Raw genomic sequence first — 3292 nt, forward strand, 5'->3', positions numbered from 1 at the left:
CCCAGCCAGCAGGTTGAATCAGAAACAGCGACGCTTGGGAATCCCTCGCGATTCAATCAATCTGAAAACGAGTCTAGGTTTCGCTGACGTTTGCGTATCTCTTTCCGTCACCCCGTGCTTGACACGGGGTTAGGCTTTCCTTCCTACGCGGCGCCCGAAAGAAGAAAGCCAAGGCCCGGATCAAGTCCGGGCCGACGTTGCAATCTTGTGTCGGCCTGCTTGAGTGGCCAACAAGCCCACCCCCGACCCCTCCCGCAGGCGGGAGGGGAGGGACTACGCCACCTTCACCAGCACTTTGCCGATAGCGCCGCCGCTCAGCATCTTTGCATAGGCGGCGAGCGTGTTTTCGAGGCCGGGGGTTTCATCGAACCGGCTGGCTATGCGGCCTTCGTCGTGCCACTGGCGCAAGGGGGGAATGAACTCCTCGGCGCGGTGGAAATGATCGGGCACGAAAAAGCCCTCGATGCGCAGCCGTTTCATCAGCACCTGATCGTAGCGGGCCGGGCCGGGCAGCGGCTTGTCCGCATCGTAAGCGGCGACAAGTCCGCAGACGGCGACGCAACCGTAGAGCGCCATGTTCGGCAGGACGCAATCGAGGATCGGCCCGCCCACATTGTCGAAATAGGCGTTCAGCCCGCCGGGCACTTCGGCGGCGAGGCGCGCGGCAATGTCGTCCGCCTTGTAGTCGAGCGCGATATCGGCACCCAGTTCCTCGGTAAGGTAGGCGCACTTGGCGGGGCCACCGGCTATGGCGACGACATGCGCGCCGAGATTGCGTGCAACTTGCACGGCAAGGCTGCCCGTTGACCCGGCAGCGGCGGAAACGGCGATCCACTGGCCCGGCTGGATGCGCGCGGTATCGCGCACGCCGAGCAGGGCGGTCCAGCCGTTCATTCCCAGTGCGCCGAAATGCTCGCGCAGATCGGCCACGCTTTCGTCGAGCGCCATGAGGCCAGCCACGGCGGGGGTGACCACCGAATAATCCGCCCACTGCCCGAAGCCGCGCACCAGCGTGCCTTCCGGGAAAGCCGGATCGCGGGTTTCGACAATCCGACCGATGACGAGGCCCGACATTTTCGAGCCCAGCGGCAGCGGCGGCTGGTAGCCATCGGTGCGCGGGCTCATCCACATGCGGGTGCCGGCGTCCATCGAGAGCCACTGTGCGGCGACGCGCACTTCGCCCTCGGCCAGCAGCTGGAGCGGTTCCTCGCGCAGCGACAGCGCGCTGGCGAAATCATCGCCCTGCGGATGGGCATCGAGCTGCCAGTAACGGTTGGTGGTCATGGCGAGAGCTTTCAGCGCAGGCGGATGGTGGTGATGAGATCGCGCTCCGGAGCGCCGTCCCTGGCCGCATCGGCGACCATCGCATAGAAGCCGAGGAGGCTGGGGCGCGGGGCATAAAGCTCGGTCATGTGGCCCAGCCCGGCGCTCGTATCGGCGAAAGCATAGACGAAGCCGTCGGCCATTTCCGCACGCATGGCGCAAGGGGCGCCTTGTGCGGCGAACGCGGCCAGCGCCGCGTCCACATCATCGACGAACACGGCGACATGGTGGAGCCCGTAGCGGCCCGAACCTTCGGGGTAGAGGTCATGGAAAGGCGAAGGGCCGGGATTGTTCTGCTGCACGAACTCCACCATCACGTCGCCCCACTGCCCGTAGGCCGAGCTGTGATCGTGAAGCCGCTCGACACCCCGATGAACCGCGCGCGCGACAGGGATATTGTCAGCCACAAAGAAAGGGCCGGAGCCATAGAGCGCGTGGTGCGCACGGGCTGCCGCGCGCACGTCAGCGCAGAAATAGGCGACCTGCCGGATGGGCAGGCCGCTCATCAGCTGAACAGCGATTCCGGAGCCTCGATCAGCGCCTTCAGCGTCTGCAGGAAGGCCGCGCCCGCCGCACCGTCAATCGCGCGGTGATCGACCGAGAGCGAAAGCTTGATCTGGCTTTCGAACGCAATGTCACCGTCCGCCGTCTCGGTTGCGACGCGGTTGATCCCGCCGACCGCGAGGATCGCGCCCTGCGGCGGATTGATGATCGCGTCGAACTCCTCGATCCCGAACATGCCGAGGTTGGAGACGCTGAAAGTGCCGCCGTCCATGTCCTCGAAGCTCAGGCGACCGGCCTGCGCCTTGTCGATCAGCGCGCGGGTGGTCGCGGCGATCTGCGCGATGTGCATCCGGTCGGCCTGGCGCACGATGGGCGTGACTAGGCCCTTGGGGCTTGCGACCGCAATCGCCACGTCGGCATGCGGGAAGCTGTGCACCGCGTCCGCCGCAACCTGCACGTTGACATCCGGATGGCGGACGAGCGCCATGGCCACAGCCTTGACGAGGTAATCGTTGATCGATGCCTTGGTCCCCATCACGACATTCGCTGTCTTGCGCAGCGCGACGAGCTCATCCATCCGCGCCGAGACGCGCAGGTAGAAGTGCGGAATGGTCTGCTTCGCCTCGGTGAGGCGGCGGGCGACGACCTTGCGCACCTTGTCGAACGGCTGGACGACCGGCATGTTGGCGACCGCCACGAAGGGCGAACCGAACAAGGGCGCCGGGGCGGCTTCGGGCCCAGATGCAGGAATGGTAGGCTTCACCGCGCCGAGCACGTCGGCCTTCGAGATACGGCCGCGCGGGCCGGTGCCCTTGAGCGTGGAGAGGTCGATGCCATACTGCGCGGCGAGGCGCGCGGCGAGCGGCGAGGCGAAGACCGCGCGGGTTTCGGCCGGAAGCTCCGCCGGGCCCTGCGGCTGGAACGCGCGCTCGGGGCGCATGGCCTGAACGACATCCTGATAGGTGATGCGGCCACCACGACCCGAGCCCTGGATCGGTTCGATATCGACACCGTGGGCTTCGGCAAGCTTTAGCGCTTCGGGGCTGATCGGCCGGTTGGTGATGATCTTTTTCGGCTCCGGCGCAGCGGCGGGTGCCGGTTCAGGCGTAACGGCAGCCGGGGCTGCTTCGGCGCTGGAGGCCTTGGCCGCAACGCCGGTTTCCGCCGGCTTGAACGAAGCGACAAAGGCATCGACTTCGGCGTCGGTGGCGGCGGCATCGGTGAACACGCCAAGCAGCGCGCCGACCGGCTGCGGCTGGTCGCTGGCTGGAACGAGCACGCGCTTCAGCACGGCATCGTATTCGGCTTCGACTTCATTGGTGATCTTGTCGGTCTCGATCAGGCAGATCACCTGACCGCGCGAGAAGGCCTCGCCTTCCTTGACCATCCATTCGGCAACCGTGCCCTCGGTCATTTCGATGCCCCACTTGGGCATGCAGAACGGGCGGATATCGGCCATGACGGC

At 66.0% G+C, this 3292-nt stretch carries 3 protein-coding genes; all 3 read right to left on the reverse strand.

All coding sequences use genetic code 11. The features are described from left to right. Nucleotides 1-273 precede the first annotated feature (273 nt). A complete protein-coding gene (locus tag K5Q19_RS02080) occupies nucleotides 274-1284 on the reverse strand; it encodes an NADP-dependent oxidoreductase (RefSeq protein ID WP_292940550.1) in 1011 nt (336 codons plus the stop codon). Nucleotides 1285-1295: 11 nt separating this feature from the next. Beyond that, the gene (locus tag K5Q19_RS02085) at nucleotides 1296-1829 is read right to left on the reverse strand and encodes a VOC family protein (RefSeq protein ID WP_292940553.1); all 534 of its coding nucleotides are present in this window, start codon (nucleotides 1827-1829) and stop codon (nucleotides 1296-1298) included. Continuing rightward, on the reverse strand, nucleotides 1829-3292 hold a 1464-nt coding region (locus K5Q19_RS02090; RefSeq protein ID WP_365758091.1), incomplete at its 5' end, for a 2-oxo acid dehydrogenase subunit E2. The genes K5Q19_RS02090 and K5Q19_RS02085, both read right to left, overlap by 1 nt.

The sequence above is a fragment of the Novosphingobium sp. genome (assembly GCF_019748365.1).
Classification (GTDB): domain Bacteria; phylum Pseudomonadota; class Alphaproteobacteria; order Sphingomonadales; family Sphingomonadaceae; genus Novosphingobium.

What these genes read in the sequence shown, in the direction of transcription:
- K5Q19_RS02080 (WP_292940550.1), bottom strand. Translation starts at nt 1,284, where the DNA reads ATGACCACCAACCGTTACTGGCAGCTCGATGCCCATCCGCAGGGCGAT.
- K5Q19_RS02085 (WP_292940553.1), bottom strand. Translation starts at nt 1,829, where the DNA reads ATGAGCGGCCTGCCCATCCGGCAGGTCGCCTATTTCTGCGCTGACGTG.